We start from the raw sequence: 23604 nt of genomic DNA on the forward strand, positions 1-23604 counted from the left end.
ATGACAGATGCCCAAAGGTATTCCTCTCGGCTATCGCTCTAGCAGCTACCGTGCTGTTCTGGCTGTAAATCAATGAGTCTGGAGCCTAGTCCAGTCGAACCTTGCACAAATGCTTCACAGAACAAACTTGCAATCACCCGTCTAGGCGTAGTCATCTAGGATACGGGGATGGAGGAAACTGATGACACGATGGCAGCTAGTGGTCTGTATTTTGTGCACGTTGACCCTTGTCGCTTGCGCTCCAAAAACTCGCACATATGAAAAGACTGTATCAACTGCGCTGCCGGTAAAGTCGGGCACAGGTCTGGTTCAGGCTGCCAATCGCCTTGGGGACCCCAATGACGGTCGGTCGGGGGTCAAGCTGATCAGTGACGGCGAAGAAGCGCTTGTTTCACGTTTGCTGTTAGCGGCTGCGGCTGAGCAAACGATAGACGCGCAATACTACCTTCTGCACAACGACCCAACGGGCCACCTTTTTGCAGCCAGTCTTTTGCAGGCGGCAGATCGGGGTGTTCGCATCCGATTGCTACTGGATGACATGGATACGTCCAGTTATGATGCGATGACGGCCGCGTTGGACAATCACAAAAATATTGAGATCAGGTTGTTCAATCCATTTTGGCGAGATCAAAGCCTGTTGATCGCGGGGCTGACGGACTTCAAACGAATCAATCGCAGAATGCACAACAAATCAATGACGGCAGACAACGTGTTCACGATTGTGGGTGGGAGAAACATCGGTGCCGAGTACTTTCTCGCTCGGGAAGAAATGAACTATGCTGATCTGGATGTGCTGGCCGCAGGCCCCGTTGTGCGGGAGGTGTCGCGTAGCTTTGACTCTTACTGGAACAGCGAGTTTGCCGTTCCAGCTCGGGTGGTTGTTGGAGAACCTCAGGAATTTGACCTTGGTGATGCGCGAGTCAGGTTGAACGAACTGGTCGATGAAGCGAAGCAAACGCAGTATGGCGCGGCTCTCAGAAAGTCAGCACAAGAGAACTTCGCGGATGGAGCTCTGTCATTGGATTGGCTGCCTGCGAAGCTTTATGCTGATCCTCCGTCGAAAGCCGCTGGTCTCGAGAACTCAGGTCCCGTTCTGGCATCTCAATTGCTTCCGTACTTTGAGAATGCCAGCCGTAAGGTGAACATCGTCTCCGCCTATTTCGTGCCGCGCAACAAGGGTGTGAAATGGCTGACCGAACTCGAGAACCGTGGGGTCGAAGTAAAGGTTGTAACCAATTCACTTGCATCTAACGACGTCGCACCCGTTTACGCGCACTACGCCAAGAAACGCCGAGCACTTCTACGGGGTGGAGTAGAACTCTATGAGCTGCGACCCGACGCTTATCAGGTCCAACGTCGCGGTATTAATTGGGCTCAATCGAGGTCAGGTCTACATTCAAAGGCATTCGCAGTTGACGATCGATACTTGTTCGTAGGGTCGTTCAACTGGGACCCGCGGTCTGTCAACATCAACACCGAGATGGGAATTCTGATTGACTCGCCAGCATTGACTGAGCAGACCATGGGTGCCTTGGACGACGCGCTGCCCGCATACACATATAACGTGACGCTCGAGAAAGCTGGTCAGCTTAAATGGACGACAAAAGGCGATGATGGCGACATTCTTGAGTACCAATCCGAGCCGACAGGATCTGCTTGGGATCACTTAGTTGCTGGTTTTCTAAGTATTTTGCCAATTGGGCCCCAGCTTTAGGTTTTTAACAGATAGCTCGTGCTACCAGAGAACTCAGGCCTACAAAACGGCAGCCTTGGGGCGAAAATGTCTGTTGATCCTTTCCAGCCGGTCGTTTGGTTTGTCCGCTTGCCAGAATTTGCAAACTCCGCTTTCAGCGCATTTACGACGCCCGTGGTACGACAGCCACGGGGCTTTTGCGGGCAGGTTTATCGCTTTCTCAGATCGCCGGATGTATTGGGTGGTCTCTGCGCACTTCTGCGGCAATGATTGAGCGCTACGCGCAGGTTTCGCCGGGTGAAACTGATGACGTTTTGACGCTTCTAATTGAGGCCAAGGAGAGCAAAGCGTGAACGGAATTGTAAAATGGATTGTAAAAAGCGCTGGGGCAGGAATTGCCAATGCTTCTAACCCATTGAAAAGTAGTGGAGGCGAGTACCACTTGAGAACCGCTGTCGCGATTCGTATCATTTCGTTTTAATTTCAATGGCCTGGTCGATTTTACTTGTTCCATTTCGTCGCATGAAGTAGCCATGGGTTGCATCCGTTTGGGCGGGTAGGAATGGGGTTGGAATCCCCAGGTCGAGTTCGATTCCCTGATCGAACAGAGGGCGCAAGTATTGCCAAAACGTGCCAGAGAGCTCGGATCTCTCGAAGTGAAACGGCTGACGCGCGCCGGCGTACACGCAGTGGGCGGCGTGGCCGGGCTTGCATTGCAGATAACCGGCACTGGCGGGCGATCCTGGGTCTTTCGCTACAGGCACAACGGTCGGCAATGGGAAGGTGCTGTTGTCAAGGGGCTCGATGCAAACTCGGAACCTCAAAAGTCGTTCGACAAATCTTTCATCTACAAACAAGTCGCACGCCTCGGCCGGGCTGTCGGACCTGAAGTAAGACAAGACCAACTAAACTCGTGGCTTAGTTTCAGCGAGGTCACCTAAATCGAAATCAAGATTTCCTCTGGGTATTGGCCCGTTCTCGTTGAAACGGGAACAAATCACATGCAAATCAAATTTCGTGAATGAAATAAATTTCAAATAACAAAATTAATACCGAAAGTGTTTGACGCCTCCTTCGCGGCGACCTTAAAAGTGTAGATGCAATAAACATCATCTAGTGAAATATCTTGCGATTCAGGTGAGGAGGAACAAGGCACCTCAACAGCAAGAGCTTTCTGCAGGGAGGAAATCTATGAAGTACAGTGGATTAAACACATTCTTCGCATCCGCCGCATTGGCAGTTGCTGGAATCACTGCCGAGTCGACGCAGGCCGAAGGCATCATGTGTGAACCCGGCGAGACTTATGTTATGAACGTCATGGTTTCGGGCCATCCCTATTGGGTTCCGGTTTATCAGGGCTTCAAGCAAGCGGCCAATGCGTTTGGTTGCGATACTGTTTTCTCAGGAACGCCTGACTATGACATCACCAAGCAGATCGCCTCGTTCGAGCAGGATCTGGTAAAGTCGCCAGCGGGTGTTTTGCTGCATCCGATGCAATCCGATCCTTTCATCGAGCCAATCAATCGCGCCATCGACGGCGGCACTGAGATTGTGACATTCGCCGCCGACAGCCCGAATTCCAAGCGTACCGGCTATATCACGTCGGACAATCATGCCGAAGCGAAGTTCGCTGCCGAAGAGATTGTCAAACAAGTGGGTGACAGCGCCGAATATGCGGTTCTTGAGAACCCGGGCCAGTCGAACCATGACCTGCGAGTGACGGCTCTGATCGCGTACATGGAGGACAATTATCCAAACATGAAGCTGGTCGGTCGTCAGGCCACGAACCAGGACAGCAATGCGGCCTATCGTGCGACGGCTTCGATCATTCAGGCCAACCCGAATGTGGCGGCTATCTGGATCCCCGAAGCCGGCTCGGCGGAAGGTGCGGTTGCAGCCAAGCTGGAAGCCAATTCGGATATCTTGATTATGCATGCGGACGTGACGCCCACGACCTTGGAGCATATTCGCGCGGGCAACATCCACATGTCTCTGAACCCCAACCAGGGCGTGCAAGGCTTCATGGGCTTCATGGCAGTGCATCTGGCCAACCGGTCGGGTGTATTCGATCCGTTCAATGACTGGAGAACCAGCGGCTTCAACCCGGTTCAGATCCCGTTCATGGACAATGGCTTTGCGGTCATCACCAAAGACAATGCCGACAGCTTTGATCTGAACGTCTACATGGAAGGCCGCGATCCGGCCTGATCGGGTAACTCCGCAGTGTGCCGCCCGTGCAGTTCCGATTTTCACGGGCGGTTCCAGCGACAAATAAGAGACACCCCAGAAGGTGCTGCCATGCAAGATGACGTGATCCTTCAGATATCGAACCTCAGCAAGTCCTTTGGCCCGGTCAAGGCGCTGCGAGGGATCGACTTTGAGCTTCGCAAGGGGGAAATCCACGCGATTGCAGGCGAAAACGGTGCAGGCAAGTCGACCCTGATGAACGTGATCGACGGGATTTTGCAGCCGGACAGCGGGCAGATCGTTCTGAACGGCAAAGCAGTCAAAATCTCGTCACCAACGATGGCGCAGCAACTGGGTATCGGTTTCGTTCATCAGGAAATCGCCCTGTGTCCGGATGTGTCGGTGGCCGAGAATATCTTCATGGCCAAGACCAATGTCAGCCGGTCCTGGCTGATGGATTATTGCAAACTGGAACGTGACGCCGTGGATGTGTTTCGCCAGCTCAGCGATATCGACCCATCGGTTCTGGTGAAAAACCTCTCGATCTCGAACCAGCAACTGGTTGAGATTGCAAAGGCCTTGACGCTTGATTGCCGCATTCTGATCCTGGATGAACCTACAGCCGCACTCACGGAAACCGAGGCTCAGACCCTTTTTGGGATCATGCGCAATCTGGCGGATCAGGGGATCTCGATCATCTATATTTCGCACCGTATGGTCGAGATATTCGACAATTGCGACCGGGTGTCGGTGTTCCGGGACGGTCAGCATATCGTCACGAACAATGTGGCCGATGTTCAGCCCAGCGATGTGGTCAACGCGATGGTCGGGCGGGTGATCGATAATCTCTACCCCGACAAACAGGAGGTGCCCTCAGATCAGGTCATCCTCGACGTGCGCAGCCTGACCGAAGCGACGCGGTTTCGTGATGTGTCATTCACGCTGAATAAGGGTGAAATTCTGGGTATTGCGGGTCTGATCGGCGCTGGTCGCAGCGAGATCGTCAAGGGCATCTGCCAGCTTGAGGGCGAGGTGACCGGACAAATCTGGCTGAACGGTGAAGAGCTGAAGCTGCGCAATTACCAGGACAGTATCGCCAAGGGGATGGTGTACCTGTCCGAGGATCGCAAAGGGGATGGGGTGTTCCTGGATCTGCCGATTGCCGCCAACGTTTCGGCGCTGAAGCTGGAACAGGTGGCCAACGGGATCGGTTTGATCCAGTCGGATTCCGAGGAAGCGCAGGCCGAGGCGTTGGGGCGCAAGCTGAACTTCAAGTGCGGGTCGTTGAGTGATCCGGTTTCATCTCTGTCGGGGGGAAATCAGCAAAAGGTGGCGCTGGCCAAGATGCTCTCGGTCAACCCGCGCCTGATCTTTTTGGATGAACCGACCCGTGGGGTTGATGTGGGCGCGAAATCCGAGATCCACCGCATTCTTCGCGATCTGGCCGAGGACGGCGTGGGCATCGTGGTGATTTCGTCCGAATTGCCCGAACTGATCGGTGTCTGCGACCGGGTGCTGGTGGTGCGCGAAGGACGCATCAGCGGGCAGGTCACGGACGATGAGATGACAGAAGAAAACATCATGCACCTAGCCTCGGTCATGGACGCGCAGGCCTCGATCGCATGAGCGGAGAGACGAATATGGACAACACCGTAAATCTGGCCCAAGCGGGTGCAACCGACAACACGCCTCTGCTGAAACGCTTGTTTCGGATGCGCGAGACCGGGCTGATCGTCATTATTCTGGCGCTGTTCCTGATTATGTCCTTTGCTTCGCCCTATTTTCTGACCTGGGCCAATATGCGCGCCATGTCGATGGCATTTGCCGTCGATGGCCTACTGGTGATTGGGATGACGATCCTGCTGATTTCGGGCGGGATCGATCTGTCGGTGGGGTCAGTGACGGCACTGGCGATGGTGATCGCGGGGTGGCTGTTCCTCAGCGGAATTGACCCTTGGGTCGCCTCGGCCATGGCGATTGCGCTGTGTACGGGGATCGGAGCTTTTATGGGATTCGTCGTGACCAAGGTGGGGCTGCACCATTTCATCGTGTCGCTCGCGATCATGGTGATCGCGCGGGGCGCTTGCCTGCTATTCACCGGAGGGCGACCACTGGGCCTGTATACCCTGCCGCCCGAGTTCAAATTCATCGGGCAGGGCACCATCGGCCCGATCCCGATCGTGATCGTGATCTTTCTAGTCTTCGTGATCGCCTTCGACTTCATGCTGCGCCGGACGACCATGTTCCGCAAAGTGTTCTACACCGGCAGCAACGAGAAAGCCGCCGCCTATTCCGGCATCCGCACAAAGAAGGTGATCTTTCTGACTACCACGCTTTGCTCCACGCTCTGCGGTATCGCGGGCATTATCTACATGGCTCGATTTGGCTCGGCGCAACCCACCTTCGGGCTGGGGCTGGAACTGACCATCATCGCCGCCGCCGTAATCGGCGGGGCCAGCCTGAACGGTGGATCGGGGTCGATCCTTGGCGCAATCCTTGGCGTGATCTTGCTGTCATTGGTCTCCAGTTCATTGGCGCTGTTAGATGTGTCAGTCTATTGGCAGGACATCATCCGCGGTTCGATCCTGCTGGCGGCGGTGACCATCGACCATTACCTCAACAAAAGGCGCGGGTGATGGTCGACAAGAAGAAAGACTTTGAACTGATCCGGCAGATCCACACCGTCCTGGTCCTGCATTACCTTGAGGGCAAGAAACAGGCCGATATCGCGCGCGACCTGAACCTGTCGAATTCCAAGGTCAATCGCCTGATCACTCAGGGCCGCAAGATGGGCATGGTCAAGATCGACATCGAGAGCCCGTTCGAGACGCTGATGGATATCAAACGGGGTCTGACCCGTTTGACCACACTGTCGGAGGCTATCGTGACCCCCTCGGTCGCGGGCAGTACCGAAACAACTCTACAGCAAGTTGGCCGTGCCGCCGCAAACCATCTGATTGAGACGCTGCGGGATGGCGATGTCATCGCGATCACTGGGGGCAAGGCGGTCAGTGCCACGGTCGAGGCGTTGGAGCCCGAGCGTGATTTTGACGTTACCGTGGTGCCGCTGACCGGAGGCATTCAGGGCAAGCACTATACGGACGTGAACCATCTTGCGACGCTGATGGCCGACCGATTGGGCGGCAAAACCATGTTGCTTCACGCGCCTCTGTTTGCCGAAAGCCGCGATCAGCGCGATATGCTGGAACAGGTGTCCACGATCCGCGAAGTGCTGGACCTCGCCCGTCGCGCCAATGTAGCGCTGGTGGGTGTCGGGTCTATCGAGCCCGAAGGTTCCAGCTACTACGACTTGCATCCGGTGCCCGAGGCAGACCGCAAGATGCTGATGGGCATGGGCGTGATCGGAGAGTTCCTTGCTCATCTGATCCATATCGACGGATCTGTGTCGAATTATGCGCTGAATTCGCGGTTGGTCTCGGTTGCGCCGACCGATCTGACCCCATGCACACGAGTGATCGGTGTTAGTGCGGGGGCACAAAAAGTATTGCCGATCAAGGCGGTGCTGAACGGAAAGTTTCTCAATTCGCTGATCCTGGACGAAGATACAGCGACTGCAGTCATACAGGAAATGGAAGGAACACGAGATGTCGCATGAGATGCTGACTCGCGAAATCGGAGCATCCGGGATCGAAGCCTCGGTCATCGGGCTGGGCACATGGGCCATCGGTGGCTGGATGTGGGGCGGCACGGATGAGGCCAAATCCGTCGCCGCCATTCAGGCCTCGGTCGATGCGGGCGTGACACTTATCGACACGGCGCCTGCCTATGGGCAGGGTGTGGCCGAGGATATCGTGGGCAAGGCGCTGAAAGGCCGCCGCGACAAGGTGGTGCTGGCCACCAAATGCGGGCTGGTTTGGCACACGCAAAAGGGCAACCATTTCTTCGACTATGACGGCAGGCCGGTGCATCGCTATCTGGGCAAGGACGCGATTATCTATGAGGTCGAACAAAGCCTGACCCGTCTGGGCACCGACTATATCGACCACTACATCACCCACTGGCAGGACCCGACCACCCCCATCGCTGAGACGATGGAGGCACTGGAGACCCTGAAACAGCAGGGCAAGATCCGGTCCATAGGTGCCAGCAACACCTCGGCAGACGAGGTCAAAGCTTATGTGGCCGCCGGTCAGCTGGATGCGATTCAGGAAGAATATTCGATGGTCAAACGCGACATCGAAGGCACGCTGCTGCCCGTATGTCGTGAGAATGGCGTGTCGGTTCTCAGTTACTCCTCGCTGGCCTTGGGCCTGCTCAGCGGCAAGATCGGGCCGGATCGAGAGTTTACGGGTGACGATCAGCGTAAGGACAATCCACGTTTCTCCATGTCGAACCGGCAGAAAGTGGCGGATCTGATGCAGACCATCGCACCCATTGCCGAAGCGCATGGCGCGACGCTGGCGCAGACGGTCATTGCGTGGACGGTGCAGCAGCCGGGGATCACCTTCTCACTATGCGGCGCGCGCGATGCGGCTCAGGCGGTCGAGAATGCAAAGGCCGGTCAGTTGCGTCTGACCGAGGCCGAGATTGCCGAAATCGACACCCAGGCCCGCGCGCATCTGAGCGATCTGGACAGCTAAGCCCTGAACCCCGCGAGAAACAGGATCACCATGTCAGAACAACGACAACAAAACCTGGCAAATCTGCGCAAAAACGCCGCGTTTGAAGTGGTGGTTGTCGGCGGGGGGGTCAACGGCATTGGGGTCTACCGCGAGCTGGCCTTGCAGGGCCTTCGGGTGCTTCTGGTTGAACGGAATGACTTTGCCTCGGGCTGTAGTGCTGCGCCCTCGCGGATGATCCACGGAGGGCTTCGTTATCTGGAGAATGGTGAGTTCGATCTGGTGCGGGAATCCCTGCAGGAACGCGATGCCCTACTTCTGAACGCACCGCATATGGTGCGGCCCTTGCCGACGGTCATTCCAATCACCTCGGTGTTTTCGGGTATGTTCAACGCAGCGGCCAGCTTTGTTGGCTGGCAGGGCAAGCCTTCGAGCCGGGGCGCAGTGCCGATCAAACTGGGCCTGTCGCTTTATGATTGGGTAACGCGCAAGCGGCGCATCCTGCCCAGGCATCATTTCAACAGCGCCGGCCAGACCCGCAAGGACTGGCCTGCTTTGACCCCAAAGGCCACACGCTCGGCGGTGTATTATGATGCCCAGATCACCCATCCTGAGCGGCTGTGCGTTGAGATGATCCGCGATGTCGCGGCCGAGGCCTCGGACTGCATCGCGCTGAACTATGCGGAAATGACGCGGGATGGCGATAGTTATTCCGTCACCGACCGGCGCAGCGGTGCCACTGTGCCAGTGATGCCGAAAGTGATCGTCAACGCCACCGGAGCGTGGCTTGATGACACGGTCAATGGGCTGGGTGGCCGGGTCAATGAACGGATGGTCTCGGGCACCAAGGGCTCGCATCTGATCGTTGATAACCCGGCGCTGCTGCAGGCGCTTGGTGGGCACATGGTATATTTTGAAAACACCGACGGCCGGGTGTGCATCGTGTTCCCCTATCAAGGCAAGGTCCTGGCCGGATCGACCGATATCCGCGTTGACAAGGCCGAACGGGTGCGGTGTGAGCCCGACGAGCTGGACTATATCCTGGGTTCGCTGCGACTGGTGTTTCCGGGGGTCGAGATCACGCTTGATCAGGTGGTGTTTAGCTATAGCGGCATCCGCCCGCTGCCGCGCAGTGATCAGGATTTCACCGGGCGCATCTCGCGCGGGCATGATACGCGGCGGCTGGACGGGGATGTGCCACAATTCTGCATGGTCGGCGGCAAATGGACCACGTTCCGCGCCTTTGGTGAACAAGCCGCAGATGAGGTGATGGCTGAGTTGGAGCACACACGCCGGGCCTCGACCCTTGGGCTGCCCATTGGCGGCGGTGCGCAATTCCCTGATGATCGTGAGAGCTTGAAATCCCGTCTGGTTGCGGATTTTCGCATCGCACCCGAGCGCGCACATCACCTGATGGAGCACTATGGGACACAAGCGGATGACGTGGCGCAGTTCTGCCAGTCGGTTCAGGACGCACCGCTCACGCAAGGATGCCTCTATACACGCGCCGAAATCATCTGGCTGACGCGCACCGAATATGTCGAGACCCTGTCCGACATCGTACTGCGCCGGACCGCGTTGGCTATCACGGGGCAAATCTCGAACGCCCTGCTGGCACAGCTTGCCGATGTCTTTGCCCACGAGCGCGGCCTTAGCCCGCAAGAGACCAACGATCAAAAACAAGCACTTATTCACGAATTGTCCGAGTTCTATGGCGTCACCGCCGAGGCTCTGGCCGCGCGAAACAAGAAACGGAGAACAGAATGCGTGTAAGCACCAAGGCCCGGATGAACCGGATGTTTACCAATGGGGGCTGTCTGGACGTGGCGATTGACCACGGGGTCTGTAATGAGCCCAGCTTCATGGTTGGGCTTGAGGATATGGCCAGTGTCATGGACACGCTGATAGGGGCCAAGCCGGACGCGATCCAGTGTGCCTATGGTCAGGCGGATCTGCTGCAATCGCGGCCCGAAAAGGACAAGCCCGCGCTGGTGATGCGGATCGACATGGGCAACCCCTACAACGATCAGCGCCACCGGGTCATGTGGTCGATGCTGCAAAACGCCGACGAGCCGATCATCGGCGCGCTTGAGATGGATGCGGCCGCCGTAGTCGTGAACCTGTTCATGCTGCCAGATGAGCCCGAGCTGTTCCGTCAGTGCGTCGAAAACATCAGCAAGGTGCGCGCGGCCTGCCACAAATATGGCATGCCGCTGATGATCGAACCTCTGGTCATGCTGCCCAATGATGTGCGTGGCGGTTATCAGGTGGATGGCAATGCCGAAAAGATCGTGACGCTGGTGCGACTGGCCTCGGAAATGGGGGCGGACATCATCAAGGCCGACCCCACGGAAAACCCCGAGGACTTTCATCGCGTGATCGAGGCTGCGCGCGTGCCGGTTCTGGTCCGTGGCGGTGGCAAGGAAGATCTCAAGAACGTGCTAATGAAGTCCGCGGCCCTTATGGCACAAGGCGCGCAGGGGATGGTTTATGGCCGCAATATCTATCAGCACGACAACCCTAAGGCGGTTGTGGCGGCGCTGATGGCGATGATCCACAATGGCGCCAGTGGCGAAGAAGCGTGGGATATCTATAACCGTGGCTAAGGACGGGTATATTCTGGGGCTGGATGCGGGGAATACGGTCATCAAGGCCGTGCTCTTCGATCTGCAGGGCCGCCCCGTGGCGATGCAGGCGCTCGACGGTCAATCCTCGACCCCTCAGCCTGGGCATGTGGAACGCGACCTGAATGAGCTATGGTCCAATGCCCGGCAGGTAATCGCCGGATGCATCGAAAAGGCCAGGATTGCGCCCGATCAGATCATCGGTGTGGGCTGCGCGGGCCATGGCAACGGGCTTTATCTGCTGGACAAGGCAGGCAAACCTTTGGTGGGCATCCAGTCTCTGGATACCCGCGCCGCCGGATTGGCCGAGGAACTTTCCGAAGCCGCAGGCGATGCGCTGCATGCGCTGTGCCTGCAGAAACCGTGGCCGTCCCAGACGCCAGTCTTACTGGCCTGGATCAAACGCCACCGGCCCGATGTCTATGCGCAAACCGGCACGGTCATGCTGTGTAAGGATTTCATCACCTACAAATTGACGGGTGAACGGGTCAGTGAGATCTCGGATATGTCCGGTTGTGGCCTGACGCAAATGCCGGATTGTACCTATGATGACGGGTTGCTGGCGCTCTACGGCCTAGGCGATGCGCGCGATATGATGCCGCCCCTAATCGACCCGGCGGAGATTGCTGGAACCGTCAGCGCCGAGGCCGCGAAAGCAACCGGTCTGACCGCAGGTACGCCTGTGATCGGCGGCTATTTCGACGTAGTTTCCAGTGCGATGGGGTCAGGCGTTGTCCGCGCCGGAGAGGCCTCGATCATCGCAGGGACGTGGAGCATCAATCAGGTTTTCTCGGATACGCCGGCGGTTAATGACGATCTGTTCATGGTCTCGGGCTTCGGACCAGACCGCTTCGTGAATATCGAGGCCAGCGCCACCTCGGCGGCTAATCTAGAATGGTATGTGCGTGAATTTGTCGAACGCGGCGCGCATCACGATGACCCGTTCGGATACTGCAATGTCAAAGTGGCCGAGGTCACGCCCGCAGCGGATGATCCGTTTTTTCACCCGTTCCTCTATGGCTCGGCGCAGGGGGCGTCGTTCCGGGGCGGGTTCTATGGCGTTGCCGGCTGGCATGGCGAAGGTCATATGCTGCGGGCCTTGTTCGAAGGCGTGCTTTTCGAGCATCGCCGACACATCGAAGTTCTGAAATCCGCAGAGGTCAGTTTCGATCGGGCGGTTCTGTCCGGCGGCGGATCGCGCAGCCCGGTCTGGCCGCAGATGTTCGCCGATTGCCTCGGCGTTCCGATTTACGTGGCCGAAGCGCAGGAAACCGGAGCCTTGGGTGCGGCCATCGGGGTTTCGGTCGCCACAGGCACCTACGGATCGTACGAAGAGGCCATCACCCAAATGACCCGCCGCAAGTCCGAGTTCCAGCCGGACACCGAAATGCAAGCGCACTACGACGCCCGGTATGCGCAGTATCTCGCGCTGATCAAGGCGATGCGCGGGTTTTGGGACTCCGCTCAGAAAACAATCGAAGGGTAAGCAAATGAAAGCTGTAGGTTTTTTGAAATCACTACCAATTGAAGCACAGGACAGCTTGTTGGATGTGGACCTTCCAGAACCGGAGGTGCTGCCCAACGATCTTCTGGTGGAGATTGAGGCGATCTCGGTCAACCCCGCAGATGCCAAACGCCGCATCCGCACCGCAGCGGAGCAGGACCATGCGGAGCCGTTCATTCTGGGATATGACGCTGTTGGCATTGTTCGCGATAAAGGGCCCGAAGTTACGGGTTTCACCAAGGGCGACCGGGTTTGGTATGCAGGCGATGCCAATCGCGCCGGGTCCTATGCTGCGTTTCAGGCGGTCGATCATCGGATTGCGTCACAGGCGCCGTCCTCGGTCAGCCCGGCGGCAGCGGCATCATTGCCCTTGGTCTCGCTGACCGCGTGGGAGATGCTGTTTGACCGGCTGCAAGTGCCGACAAACGAGGCGCCTTCCAGTCTGTTGGTTATCGGCGGGGCCGGCGGGGTCGGATCGATTACCGTGCAACTGGCGCGCAAGCTGACCGGTCTACATCTGATCGCAACCGCCTCGCGCCAGGAAACGGAAGACTGGTGCCGGGATATGGGCGCGCATCAGGTGGTCAACCACCGCGATCTGATTGCCGAGGTACGGGCGGCGGGACACGAAACCGTAAGCTATATCACTCAATATGCCGACACCGCGCAGCATTGGGACGCCATGTGCGAGTTGATCGCGCCGCAGGGCCGGATTGGCACCATCGTCGAGACCCCTGAAAAGCTGGACATTTCAGCCCTGCAAGGAAAGTCTGCCGCGCTGATATGGGAATTGATGTTCACCCGATCTCTGTTCGGTACCGCGGATATGGCGCGGCAGGGGCAGATATTGGCCCGGGTTGCCCGCCTGGTCGATGACGGGATCATCCGCACGACCGAGCAGAAAACGCTGCACGGCTTGTCTGCGGCTACGTTGAAAATGGCACATGCGATCATTGAAACCGGTCGCATGATCGGCAAGCTTGTCGTCGCGTACTAACCAGAAAGACCGGGAATTCATGACCGACGCGCGGAAACTTGATGGGGATTACGACTATGTCATCGTTGGCGCGGGCACGGCGGGTTGCGTTCTGGCTAATCGCCTGACCGAGGATCCCAAGACGCGGGTCCTGCTGCTTGAGGCCGGCGGATCCGACAACTACCACTGGGTTCATATTCCGGTGGGCTACCTCTATTGCATTGGCAATCCGCGCACGGACTGGATGATGAAAACCGCGCCTGAGCCGGGGCTGAACGGGCGCTCTCTGGTGTATCCAAGGGGCAAGGTTCTGGGCGGATGCACCTCGGTCAACGGCATGATCTATATGCGCGGGCAGGCGGCGGATTACGATCACTGGCGGCAGCTGGGGAATACGGGCTGGGGTTGGGATGACGTGTTACCCTATTTCCTGAGGTCCGAGGACCACCACGCCGGTGACAGCGACATGCACAGTAGCGGAGGCGAATGGAAGGTTTCAAAGCAGCGGCTTCAATGGGACATTCTGAAAGCGGTCCAAGAAGGGGCCAAGGAGTTCGGCATCCTGCCGCGCGCGGATTTCAACGACGGCAGCAACGAGGGTACAGGGTTTTTTGAAGTCAACCAGCAAAACGGTGTGCGCTGGAACACGACCAAAGGCTTCCTGCGACCGGCGATGAAACGTCCAAATCTGCGGGTGTTGACCCACGCGGAAACCGAAACTCTGCTATTTGACGGCAAACAGGTTACGGGGGTGCGTTATGTTCGTAAGGGCACGCGGTATGATGCTTTTGCCGGTGCAGAGGTTTTGCTGGCGGCTGGGGCAATCAACTCACCCAAGATTTTGGAACTGTCGGGTGTGGGACGTGGCGATGTGCTGGCCGAACATGGCATCGCTTTGCACCACGAAAGCCCTGGCGTCGGTGAGAACCTGCAAGACCATCTGCAGATCCGAACAGTTTTCAAGGTCCAAAACGCAAAGACGTTGAACACTATGGCGAACTCGTTGGTTGGCAAGGCCAAGATCGCACTGCAGTACGGGTTGACGCAATCAGGGCCCATGTCGATGGCCCCCAGTCAGTTCGGAATGTTCACAAAATCGAATCCTGATCTGGCCACGCCCGATCTGGAATATCACGTACAGCCCCTGTCGACGGACAAACTGGGCGACCCGCTGCATCCTTTCCCGGCCATCACCGTCTCTGTCTGCAATCTGCGCCCTGAAAGCATCGGAACCTGCCATATTCAGGGGGCGGAGACCAAGGTTCAGCCCCATATTCGCCTGAACTACCTGTCGACCGACAACGATAAGCAGGTCGCCGCGAAATCCGTGCGACAGGCGCGGATGATCATGACGGCAAAGGCGCTGGAACCCTATCAGCCCGAAGAAATCCTGCCGGGTCCGGCGATGGAATCCGAGGAGGATTTGGTGAAAGGCGTGGGGGATATCGCCACCACGATTTTCCACCCCGTCGGCACCTGCAAGATGGGCTCGGATGCCTCAGCCGTAGTGGGAATAGACCTTCGGGTGCATGGGCTTGATGGATTGCGTGTGGTTGATGCGTCGATCATGCCCAAGATTGTCTCGGGCAATACGGCCTCACCTGTTGTGATGATCGCTGAAAAAGCGGCGGATATGATCCGCAAGAGAGCTTGAAATATGAACGAGATTGTAATCATCGCACGCATCATTCCGGAAGACGGTCAGTCAGATTTAGTGCGAGCCGCCATCGAGGAATTGGCATTTGCCAGCCGTGAGGAGGCAGGCAACAAAGGCTATGATGTGTTCGTTTCACCCCACCGAAGGTCAGAGTTTCTGATCCACGAGATTTGGTCTGGCGCTCAGGCGATCATCAATCACGGGCGCATGTCACACATGGTCCGGTTCAAGGAGGCCGTAAACGGAAAGGCCCAAATTTCCGTTCAAAAGTTGGCGAAGCTTTAAGCGCTGCGGGATTCGTGTTTTCGATTTTTCGCAGAGTTTCAGAAAGGTTTTTCTCTCTTTTTCTAACCGGATTTCAGAGAGTCCGTTCGTCTGCCGAGTGCTTGAGTTCACTTGGATAAAATATATATTATTATCAGTGTATTGCGGGATCATTAGGCTGATCTAGAACGTCAATTTTTTTCATTGAAGAGTCGTCAAGAAAGTTGACTCAGCAAGAGGAAATGATAATAATAACACTTACTGCAATAAATTTCAGTCTCGGTTCCTGAGGAGAGGTGCTGGCTGGGATCGCGGCTCCGTAGCGCACCGCTCCGGATCGACCGCACTCTGGAGAAAACAAAAGGGAAGAGAGAAATATGCAGCGGAGGAATGTACTAAAGGCGGGCCTGCTGGCAACGACACTGACGTTTGTAGGTGGGGCAGGGGCATTTGCCGAGGATGGCAAGCGGATCGCGTTCTTTGTGTCTGACTTGTCGAACGTGTTTCACCAGTCTCAGGCGGCTGAAGCAGAGCGCTATGCCAAGGAAAAATACGGGGCCGAGGTTGTGGTGTTTGACGGGCAGGCGGATTCTGCCGTGATGACCCAGAATGTCGATCAGGTTGTTGCGGGTGGTTTCGATGCCGCCACATTGCATATTTGGGATGCCGAGGCCGCGACGCCCGGCGTTGAAGACGCGCTGGCCGATGATGTCGTGATGACCTCGTTCTTCAGCCCAATTACCGATACCGGCATCCCGACCGCGCGCAGTGACGAGGCGGCGGTGTCTTTCGAGATGGGCGCGCAGATGGCGAAAGCTTGGAAAGAGGCGCATCCCGACAAGCCCATCGTGATGGTGCAGTTGGGTTGGCCGAACCATACCGAGGTGAATTCGGGCCGGACCGCGCCTTTTGCCGAAGGAGTACTGTCGGTTGACCCGGATGCGGAAAATCTGGGCGCGCTGGATTCGAGCAAGGGTCAGGAAGCTGCGAAACAGATCATCGTGGACCTGCTGACGCAGCGGCCCGAAGTAAACTTGATTTACTCTGAGGCCTCTAACTTGACCGTTGGCACAATGGCCGGTCTGGCGCAACTAGGGCGCGGTAAGTTCGACAACGGAAAGCCTCTGACCGAAATCGTGGCGAGCGTCGACTTTGACTCGGTCGAGTTCGACCAGGTCTATGACCCGAATTCCAGCCTCAAAGTCTCGATGGGTCTGCCGCCGGTTGAAACCGCACAAGGCCGCATTGACCTGATCATGGATGTGCTTGATGGTAAGGTTCAGCCAACCTCGGACACTGCTGAAGAATTCTTCTACAAGGCCTACACCGTGTCCTACTGGTCGATGCCGAAAGAAGAGGCCGAACAGTGGTTGAAAGATCAGTTCGGCAGCTGACCGGCTGATCTGTCATTCGTCCAACATCGGGATCTGCGTATGGGTCCCGGTGTTGGTGGCAAAACAATCAAACTTGGATAAGCTGACATCAAGGCGCGGCCATTTTGCGCCTTCTGGAACGGCGCGGGCAAAAAGGGGATGATCGTGCAGAATGCTTTTGCCGAAAACGCGCAGGAAAAAGCACTATCTGTCAGAGAGTTGACCAAGGACTATCCTGGCGTGCGGGCTGTGGATACCGTGTCTTTCGACATTGAACGCAACACCGTGCATTGCCTTGTCGGCGAGAACGGGGCCGGAAAATCGACCATTGTAAAGATGCTGACCGGCGCGCTGGCCCCGACCAGCGGTTCGATGGCCATTCTGGGTCAGAGTTTTGAGCCGAAAAGCACGCAGGACGCCCGCGAAAGCGGTGTGGGGACGCTGTTTCAGGAACTGCATGTGGTCGATCAGCTGACCGTTCTTGAGAACCTGACCTTGGGGATGGAGGCCAGCCGGTTTGGCTTTTTGGTCAAGTCCAACCTTGAAGATCGTGTCGTCGAAACCCTTGCCGCGATAGAACCGACGATTGACCCCAAAGCGCGTGTTTCATCGCTGAGTGTGGCGCAGAAACAGATTGTCGAGATTGCCCGCGCGGCCTCTTCCGGGGCTAGTATTATCATTATGGATGAACCCACCGCTGCCCTGTCGGAGCGCGAGGTTGAACGGCTTTTTGGGGTCATCCGCCGCCTGCGGGACTCGGATGTGACGGTCATCTATATCTCGCATAAATTGGATGAGATTTTTGAGCTGGGCGATAACGTTACAGTCCTGCGCGATGGCAAGCACATCGCTACAAAACCTCTGGCAGACGTGAATGGTCGCCCAGAGTTGATCGAGATGATGGTCGGCCGTGCGATTACCCACGAATATGAACCGCGTGGTGAGATCGCGGGTAAACCGGTTTTGACGGTCAAGGGGCTGACCAACCACCTGCTGAAAGACGTGTCTTTTCACGTGAAAGGGGGTGAGATCGTCGGCTTTTACGGTCTGGTCGGCGCAGGTAAGACCGAGGTTGCGCGTGCCATCTATGGGGCCGACAAAGCCGACGGGCAGATCGATTTCAAGGGCCGCAAACGTGCGGCTTCTCCCAAGGAGGCTATCGCCGCAGGCATCGCTCTGGTGCCCGAGGAGAGGCGTACGCAGGGTCTGTTCACCGAACTTACGATCCGGCGCAACATTCCGATCATGAACATCCGTAAACTGGCCAGTTTCGGCGTTTTTCAGGATGAGCGTGAGAAAGAAGTCGCCCGCGAATATGTCGGAAAGCTGGGGATCGCGACGAATTCGATTGAGAAATATGCCGAGAAACTCTCGGGCGGGAACCAGCAAAAGGTGGTCCTGTCGAAATGCCTGTTCGCAGATGCGGATATGCTGTTGCTCGACGAACCCACACGCGGCGTCGATGTGGGCGCGAAATCTGAAATCTACGACCTGATCCGCGAACTGGCCAACAATGGCCGCGCGATCTGCATCTTTTCATCCGAACTCGAAGAGGTGCTGGGTATCTGCGACCGGGTTTTCCTGATGTACGCCGGGCGGATCCAAGCTGAAATCAAGAACGGGACAGAGGTCGACATTCCGCATATCCTGAATGTTGTAACCGGCGGGGGCGGTGAAAACAAATGACCGATCAGGCAGTTGCAGGCCGCAGGCTGGCCAAACAGGACAACAGGCTGAGCGATGAGATGTTCATCACGTCTCTGGTGGCCGGGGCCGCTGTGGCGTTGTTCCTGCTGGCGTCCATTCTGGTGCCGAATTTCTTTCAGTTTCAGAATGTTGTGAATCTGGTGACAAACAACTGGGCGGTGATCTCGCTGGGCGTTGGGGTCACGTTCCTCCTGGTCTCGGGCAATTTCGACCTGTCGGTCGGAGGTATCGTGGCGCTGTCCGGCGTGCTGGCTGTGTGGTTCGCGCAGGCGACGGATGGGGCCAACGCGCTGTCTTCGGGCTGGGGAATGCCCACGTGGCTGGCAATGGTCTGCGCGCTGATCGGCGCGATGTCGATCGGAGCCGTCAACGCCGCCTTTGTGGTCGCGCTGCGGGTGCCGTCGATCATTGTCACGCTGGGAACGATGATGCTGGCGCGCGGGATCGCTCAGGTGGTCACGCAAGGTTCGCAACGCAACACCAACCTGCCGGCGGATTTCGGGACATTGGGGAACATGACCATGTTCGGCACCTCGATCAAACTGCCGGTGGTGCTAATGGCGACCCTGATCCTTGTGGCGGTGTTTGTCGAACGTAAGACCGTCTTCGGGCGGCTAACCTATCTGATCGGCGCCAACCCCGTCGCCTCGCGCCTGTCGGGGGTCGACAATGCGCGCCATGTCGTCAAGCTATACCTGTTCAGCGCAGTGATGGCTGGGGGGGTGGGTATCCTGCTCGCGTCCGAGTTCAAATCCGGGTTCTCGAACCGCGGCACATTGATGGAGTTTGACGCGCTGGTGATCTCATTGCTGGGCGGTGTTGCAATCGCGGGTGGGTTCGGCTCTGTCATCGGAATGTTCTTTGGCGCGATCATTCTTGCGACAGTGACCTCGGCGGCCACTGGGTTGGTGCTGTCGCCAGACTGGCAATTCACTCTAAAAGCCATCGCCGTGTTCATCGCGATCATGGCCCAGACATGGGCCCTGGCCCGGAGGCACGCGGGATGACCGATTTGACCCAATCCCCACATTCCGGTGACCGGCTAAAACGGTTCCTGAAAGACTACTACATCTATTTGGTCCTGATCCTTGTGGTCGTAGTGCTCAGCACCGCCAATCTGGACAAGTTCCCGCTGTTCGAGCGCGGCAACTTCCTGAGTGAGCGCAATATCATCAACATTCTGCGCGTTTCGGCCCCGATCCTGACGCTTGCAGGGGCGTTCACGCTGCTGATGATCTCGGGTTATATTGACCTTTCCGTGGGTAGCGCCATGAGCCTTAGCGCGGTGGTCTATGCCCTGTTGGCCATCAACGGTGTACCATTTGTACCTGCCTTTCTGGCAACAGTTTTGGTCGGTGTTCTGTTGGGCGCGATCAACGGCTTTCTTGTGATCCGATTAAAGATTACGCCGGTGATCGCCACGCTGATCACACTGAGCCTCTATAAAGGTATCGCATTATTGTTGGTCGAAGATGGCGTTTCGGCCATAAAATCCGGCGGAGGGTTGAAAATGCCGGGTTGGTTTAACGACTATGGTCGCGATGGCGTATTTTTTGGTCTGCCTTGGGCATTCTGGGTCGCCATTTTGGTCACGATCACAATGATTGTCGCGCAGGATCGGATGAAGTTGGGGAAATACGCGGCAGCAACTGGGGGCAATCCAATGGCGGCGAAATTGTCGGGCATCGATACAGCGCGGACCGTGATCATCCTTTACGTGCTGATTGGCATCTGCGCTGCACTGGCTGGGATCGCGCGGTCCAGTTTTATGTCGCTGGGCGATCCATTGTCAGGTGACGGTATGGAGTTAACCGCTATACTTGTAGTTCTGTTGGGTGGTACTGCCTTCAGTGGCGGTGAAGGGCGTGTTCTGAAGTCCTTTATTGGGGCTCTGATAATTATGTCCCTAACCGTCGGAATGTTGACACTGGTGCCCGCCTATTTCCAAACTCTTGTAGTAGGAGCCGCGTTGTTGCTGGCAGCGGCGTCGAACCATTTGGTGAGCAGAAAGGACAGTGAAAGTTGAACGCAAACGGACCTGACCCAAAAACCCTGCGCCTGATCGCACGTGTCCTGACCCTGCATTTTCAAGAAGGTCAATTGCAGGCCGAGATCGCAAAAAATCTAAGGTTGTCGACTGCAAAAGTTAACCGGCTTATCAAGCAGGGCCGCGAAATGGGTATGGTCGAATTTCGTATTCACAGCCCGTTTCAGCGGTTGTTCAATCTGGAAAACCAACTGAAACAGCGATGGTCCGGTGTTGAATTTCTTGTGGTCGATACCGTCACCGAGAATGCGGGTACCACGCTGGATTTGGTCGGTAAGGCGGCAGCTCAGCATCTTCAGGACATCGTGAAAGAGGACGATGTCATCGCAATTTCGGGAGGCAAAGCCCTGAGCGTTGTTGCCAATCACCTCCAACCTCAAGGAGCTACGTCGAACATTGTCATACCAATGACGGGCGGTGTTCAGGGACAGCACTATACAGACGTAAACCATCTGGCAACGCGCATTGCAGACGGGCTTGGCGGTACGGCAACTCTTATCCACATTCCATTGCACGCAGATACCAAGGAAGAGCGCGACATGCTCCTGTCGGTCCGTGCGGTCAGCGATGTGCTCAATCAGGCACGGAACGCAAATGTCTCGTTATTGGGGCTGGGTGCAGTAACCGATGAGGATGCGACCTACTACAAAGCTCATCCGTTGTCTGACGAGGAACGGGTAAAGCTGTACAACAGCGGAGTTAGGGCTGAACTGCTCGGGCATCTGGTCGATTGTGAAGGAGAGTTGTGCAGTAGTGCGCTTAACTCCAGACTTGTCAGCCTACCGCTATTAGACGCCAAGTTGGTTCCGATACGAATTGGCGTAGCGAGCGGTAAAGAGAAAGTTGAACCGATCTTAGCTGCATTAAATGGCCAACATATTAATACGTTGGTGGTTGATGAGGTAACGGCCCAATCAGCATTGGATAGTGTGAAAAATAGATAGCATCTCTGCTTCCCCCAGCTCTTCTGAGTGCCTGTATTGCTCTTAGGCAGATCTGACTGGGTTTATAAGACCTAACAGCTCTCGATCGCAGACGCGTGAGATACGCTGGTGCAGATGCTTGGGCAACAAATCCGCTTTACCTCTCTCAATTTCCTCGAGAAACTTCAAAAAAACGGTGCCATCTATAATCTTTTTACACGTTTAAACGCGACGCCGTTGTTTGGTCGCCCGGGCCTAACCGGCGCATTGCGCCAAAAGGCAATCAGAATAGCGAACTACGCCTTCGAAGATGCGATGTACCGAATGGAAGTACAAAATCTAACAAGAGCAAGAGAGAGATGGGACGTCGAAGCCTACGTGAATAAGACGATTTCTGGTGACATGATCCCAATTGGAACAGGTTATGGTCTGTCCTTGCTGGAGGCTTTCATGATCCACGAAGCTCTTCACATCGCGATGGGTGCTGATGAGGAAGAAAACCAGTCTGGCTAACGTATCTTTGTAAGTCTTTTGAATGGTACATCAGCTATACCAACTGCCTTGGTGGAATTAGCGAAGACCAGCCGGGCCGGAACATCGCGGTCCGTCTGGCACCTAATACTCTTGTGGGGCTAACTCACCCGAGACTGCGGTCGATCATCGAACTCGATTGATTAGGGTGGTTACTTCCCTACAGCGAAGCTAAGAACCTTTGCAGACTGCGTTGCATCGCGCACAGGGGTGCGGGGGAGGGCACACGTGAAGCGACAGGGCATGCCGCTTGGCATAGGTAGACAGAAAGAACGGCTTGATCGTGAGCGTAGGTATAGACCTGAGTACATGACTTCGGAGGGCAACAACCTGCTCATCAAGGGCAACAACCTGCTGGCGCTGCATTCACTAAAGGCGCGCTATGCAGGTGGTCCGTTTCCTTTTTCTACTCTTGCTAGTTTGCCGGGACTGGAGAAGGTCTCTCCCCACCACTGGGGCAAAAAGTCACGAAAAGCCGACCAATTCGAGAATATACGATGACGCGACTTCACTACATCCTAATAAGTTTCTTCGGTGCCGCTTCGATTTTGGGCATTGCAACGCAGAATAGCGGCGAGTTTCTTGTTGCCTATCTCGGAGTAATCGTACTTGCCGTATGTGGGTTATTTGTTTGGGGTGGTGTGAAGTTCGTTCGCTATACTCAGAGCAGACTAGATGCTGACATGGTGGTCGAAAGGTTGAAGGTAGCCGCCTTGGTTCTGTTCTTTGTTGTTTCGCCCGTAGCCTTCATCCTCGTGTTGGATGTTCGCGATGGCGGAAGCCGAAGTTTCGATGCCGATACGCAATATGACTATCTAAGAAGGTAGTGTCTTAACGGTCGATACTTGGTACACAGCGCAGTTAAGAAAGCACCATGAAACTTAACAACAAGTCGCCTGACCACTACATTGCTTGTGCATCATGTTTGGCAATTTGACTGCAATCAAACACGACTGTTAGGACAAACAGATTACTGCAGATGCACTTCGCGCATCGTACCGAACTTTGCAGGCATTCGACTTGCTGCCATCCGACCTTGATAACTGCACACATTACGCGGCGTTTATCGTTGCGTACTTTCTTAGTCATGGGCGGCATGGAAAAGATTGGCCCGGACAGCAGAGCGGAGGTCATAGAAAAAGTGACTTCCATAGTGCTCGAAGCAGTGCGGATTGAAGCTGGCCACTTTGCTTTGAAGATGGAAGAGGCCATGCGGAATGGCCCCGACCCGAGTATCGCTCAGTTGGCTTTGTCAATCGTGATGCGGTCAATGGCCTCTTTCAATTGGGCCAGCATGTAGCCTTCCCGATTATAGACCTCTTGCTTGACACCTGATCGTGCATTGCCAACGATGCATTGCACAATAGGTTCGGGAACATCCGCTTGGCTCAGTCGTGTTACGACTGTATGGCGAAGGCAGTGAAATACTAGCGCGGGTTCCTTAAGCCCTAGGTTCTGGACCCATTAATTTGGTTGCCGTCATCTCGGCTGCATGATTCAAGCCCCTGAGTTTCAGGGGTATAACATGAGTAATCTAT

General features: G+C 56.1%; 22 protein-coding genes. All 22 read left to right on the forward strand.

The window, feature by feature from the left end; genetic code table 11:
* Nucleotides 1-181: 181 nt before the first annotated feature.
* The 22 genes from ACR0MQ_RS22540 to ACR0MQ_RS22645 all read left to right on the forward strand — a co-directional run bounded on the left by ACR0MQ_RS22540 (nucleotide 182) and on the right by ACR0MQ_RS22645 (nucleotide 23366).
* Nucleotides 182-1714, forward strand: coding sequence for a phospholipase D family protein (locus ACR0MQ_RS22540; protein WP_480611164.1), 1533 nt, complete (start codon nucleotides 182-184; stop codon nucleotides 1712-1714).
* 635 nt (nucleotides 1715-2349) lie between these two features.
* On the forward strand, nucleotides 2350-2634 hold the full coding sequence (locus ACR0MQ_RS22545; RefSeq protein ID WP_170770205.1) for an Arm DNA-binding domain-containing protein: 285 nt from the start codon (nucleotides 2350-2352) through the stop codon (nucleotides 2632-2634).
* A 250-nt stretch (nucleotides 2635-2884) separates the two neighbouring features.
* Nucleotides 2885-3901, forward strand: coding sequence for a substrate-binding domain-containing protein (locus ACR0MQ_RS22550; RefSeq protein ID WP_170770207.1), 1017 nt, complete (start codon nucleotides 2885-2887; stop codon nucleotides 3899-3901).
* Nucleotides 3902-3991: 90 nt separating this feature from the next.
* Nucleotides 3992-5506, forward strand: coding sequence for a sugar ABC transporter ATP-binding protein (locus ACR0MQ_RS22555; RefSeq protein WP_170770210.1), 1515 nt, complete (start codon nucleotides 3992-3994; stop codon nucleotides 5504-5506).
* A 14-nt stretch (nucleotides 5507-5520) separates the two neighbouring features.
* The gene (locus ACR0MQ_RS22560; protein WP_480611169.1) at nucleotides 5521-6516 is read left to right on the forward strand and encodes an ABC transporter permease; all 996 of its coding nucleotides are present in this window, start codon (nucleotides 5521-5523) and stop codon (nucleotides 6514-6516) included.
* On the forward strand, nucleotides 6516-7496 hold the full coding sequence (locus ACR0MQ_RS22565; protein ID WP_480611170.1) for a sugar-binding transcriptional regulator: 981 nt from the start codon (nucleotides 6516-6518) through the stop codon (nucleotides 7494-7496). The genes ACR0MQ_RS22560 and ACR0MQ_RS22565 overlap by 1 nt, the downstream gene beginning before the upstream one ends.
* On the forward strand, nucleotides 7486-8481 hold the full coding sequence (locus ACR0MQ_RS22570; protein ID WP_480611172.1) for an aldo/keto reductase: 996 nt from the start codon (nucleotides 7486-7488) through the stop codon (nucleotides 8479-8481). Before ACR0MQ_RS22565 ends, ACR0MQ_RS22570 begins: the two co-directional genes overlap by 11 nt.
* Before the next feature lie 30 nt (nucleotides 8482-8511).
* Nucleotides 8512-10233: a glycerol-3-phosphate dehydrogenase/oxidase gene (locus tag ACR0MQ_RS22575; RefSeq protein WP_480611175.1), complete on the forward strand. Its 1722-nt coding sequence runs from the start codon at nucleotides 8512-8514 to the stop codon at nucleotides 10231-10233.
* A complete protein-coding gene (locus ACR0MQ_RS22580) occupies nucleotides 10224-11066 on the forward strand; it encodes a class I fructose-bisphosphate aldolase (RefSeq protein ID WP_170770219.1) in 843 nt (280 codons plus the stop codon). The genes ACR0MQ_RS22575 and ACR0MQ_RS22580 overlap by 10 nt, the downstream gene beginning before the upstream one ends.
* Nucleotides 11059-12570 (forward strand): FGGY-family carbohydrate kinase, encoded by a 1512-nt coding sequence (locus ACR0MQ_RS22585; RefSeq protein ID WP_480611178.1) that lies wholly within the window; start codon nucleotides 11059-11061, stop codon nucleotides 12568-12570. Before ACR0MQ_RS22580 ends, ACR0MQ_RS22585 begins: the two co-directional genes overlap by 8 nt.
* Nucleotides 12571-12574: 4 nt before the next feature.
* Entirely contained in the window at nucleotides 12575-13585 is a 1011-nt protein-coding gene (locus ACR0MQ_RS22590) for a zinc-binding alcohol dehydrogenase family protein (RefSeq protein ID WP_480611180.1), read from the forward strand.
* Nucleotides 13586-13604: 19 nt separating this feature from the next.
* The gene (locus tag ACR0MQ_RS22595) at nucleotides 13605-15218 is read left to right on the forward strand and encodes a GMC family oxidoreductase (protein WP_480611182.1); all 1614 of its coding nucleotides are present in this window, start codon (nucleotides 13605-13607) and stop codon (nucleotides 15216-15218) included.
* A gap of 3 nt (nucleotides 15219-15221) precedes the next feature.
* Nucleotides 15222-15506: a putative quinol monooxygenase gene (locus ACR0MQ_RS22600; RefSeq protein WP_170652425.1), complete on the forward strand. Its 285-nt coding sequence runs from the start codon at nucleotides 15222-15224 to the stop codon at nucleotides 15504-15506.
* Nucleotides 15507-15862: 356 nt separating this feature from the next.
* On the forward strand, nucleotides 15863-16879 hold the full coding sequence (locus ACR0MQ_RS22605) for a substrate-binding domain-containing protein (RefSeq protein ID WP_170538855.1): 1017 nt from the start codon (nucleotides 15863-15865) through the stop codon (nucleotides 16877-16879).
* A 144-nt stretch (nucleotides 16880-17023) separates the two neighbouring features.
* The gene (locus ACR0MQ_RS22610) at nucleotides 17024-18544 is read left to right on the forward strand and encodes a sugar ABC transporter ATP-binding protein (RefSeq protein WP_480611185.1); all 1521 of its coding nucleotides are present in this window, start codon (nucleotides 17024-17026) and stop codon (nucleotides 18542-18544) included.
* The gene (locus ACR0MQ_RS22615) at nucleotides 18541-19572 is read left to right on the forward strand and encodes an ABC transporter permease (protein ID WP_170538859.1); all 1032 of its coding nucleotides are present in this window, start codon (nucleotides 18541-18543) and stop codon (nucleotides 19570-19572) included. The genes ACR0MQ_RS22610 and ACR0MQ_RS22615 overlap by 4 nt, the downstream gene beginning before the upstream one ends.
* The gene (locus ACR0MQ_RS22620; RefSeq protein WP_170770231.1) at nucleotides 19569-20591 is read left to right on the forward strand and encodes an ABC transporter permease; all 1023 of its coding nucleotides are present in this window, start codon (nucleotides 19569-19571) and stop codon (nucleotides 20589-20591) included. Before ACR0MQ_RS22615 ends, ACR0MQ_RS22620 begins: the two co-directional genes overlap by 4 nt.
* Entirely contained in the window at nucleotides 20588-21556 is a 969-nt protein-coding gene (locus ACR0MQ_RS22625; protein WP_480611188.1) for a sugar-binding transcriptional regulator, read from the forward strand. The genes ACR0MQ_RS22620 and ACR0MQ_RS22625 overlap by 4 nt, the downstream gene beginning before the upstream one ends.
* 108 nt (nucleotides 21557-21664) lie before the next feature.
* Nucleotides 21665-22048, forward strand: a complete 384-nt coding sequence (locus ACR0MQ_RS22630) for a hypothetical protein (protein ID WP_480611191.1) — start codon at nucleotides 21665-21667, stop codon at nucleotides 22046-22048.
* Nucleotides 22049-22294: 246 nt separating this feature from the next.
* Nucleotides 22295-22567, forward strand: coding sequence for a hypothetical protein (locus tag ACR0MQ_RS22635; RefSeq protein ID WP_170770235.1), 273 nt, complete (start codon nucleotides 22295-22297; stop codon nucleotides 22565-22567).
* Nucleotides 22564-22893 carry a hypothetical protein gene (locus tag ACR0MQ_RS22640; RefSeq protein ID WP_170770237.1) on the forward strand — a complete coding sequence of 110 codons (330 nt, stop codon included), beginning with the start codon at nucleotides 22564-22566 and terminating at the stop codon, nucleotides 22891-22893. Before ACR0MQ_RS22635 ends, ACR0MQ_RS22640 begins: the two co-directional genes overlap by 4 nt.
* Nucleotides 22894-23135: 242 nt before the next feature.
* Nucleotides 23136-23366 (forward strand): hypothetical protein, encoded by a 231-nt coding sequence (locus tag ACR0MQ_RS22645; protein ID WP_480611194.1) that lies wholly within the window; start codon nucleotides 23136-23138, stop codon nucleotides 23364-23366.
* Nucleotides 23367-23604 lie beyond the last annotated feature (238 nt).

This window comes from Ruegeria sp. AN6 (assembly GCF_056540425.1).